Below are 288 nucleotides of genomic sequence, written 5' to 3' on the forward strand. Positions count from 1 at the left end.
CCTGGGCAAGAGCCGGGCACATCGCATGCGCGGCATCGCCCACGAGGGCGACCTTGCCTCTTGTCCAGGGCGCCGGTTGCGCGATGGTCAATGCCTTCAGCCTGTCGCAGGACCTGGAGGCGGGCTCTTCGGTCGAGGACGCGCTCGTCGCGTGGGAAAAGCGCATTCGCCCGNGGCAGTTCTATTTCAATGTCACCGGCATCGACGCAGCGGCTAAACGCGTGACCGACAATGGCGGCAAGATCCTGATGGGACCCATGGAGGTCCCCGGAGGCAGCTGGGTCGTGC

General features: G+C 65.9%; 1 pseudogene. It reads left to right on the top strand.

Annotated elements, in window-relative coordinates:
• Positions 1–179 precede the first annotated feature (179 nt).
• Positions 180–288 (top strand): annotated as a pseudogene (locus EN851_RS35730) (VOC family protein); the annotation flags it as partial.

It is taken from the genome of Mesorhizobium sp. M8A.F.Ca.ET.208.01.1.1, assembly GCF_004791315.1.
Taxonomy (GTDB): domain Bacteria; phylum Pseudomonadota; class Alphaproteobacteria; order Rhizobiales; family Rhizobiaceae; genus Mesorhizobium.